The organism is Pyxidicoccus fallax (genome assembly GCF_012933655.1).
Classification (GTDB): Bacteria; Myxococcota; Myxococcia; order Myxococcales; family Myxococcaceae; genus Myxococcus; species Myxococcus fallax.
On the sequence record NZ_JABBJJ010000797.1, the window covers coordinates 1 to 409 of the forward strand.

Sequence of the window (409 nt, forward strand, 5' to 3'; positions counted from 1 at the left end):
GCGGTATGTCTATCCCTCTTTGCAGGACGACTACGAGACGGTACAAGTCTACAACGCTCCCCAGGTAAACGATGACTATCTGGCGCTTTACGCCGGAAAAAACGCCCCAGACAAGGTTTATAAGAACGGGGCGCACACCGTGAAAGTGGAGATCTTGTCCAACCAGATCACCGATGCGACCGCCCCTGATAGGGTCGCCACCATCCGCTACAAGAAGATTATCCGCCGTCTGGCTGATAACAGCACCCGCAACGAATATTGGGATGCCCGGTTCACGTTCCATTCTAACCCTGACAAGGAAATGAGCGATGCGGAACGCGAGATCAACTACTTCGGCTTTACCGTCACCAGTTGGCAGACCGACCGCGAAATCCGGGGAGGTGAATGATGAAAAAGTTAACGTTTACCG

The 409-nt window shown here is 53.1% G+C and carries 1 protein-coding gene; it reads left to right on the forward strand.

What is annotated here, in order from left to right:
- The coding region (locus HG543_RS54200) for a VirB8 family type IV secretion system protein (RefSeq protein ID WP_169352740.1) at positions 1 to 388 on the forward strand (388 nt) is incomplete at its 5' end.
- Positions 389 to 409 lie beyond the last annotated feature (21 nt).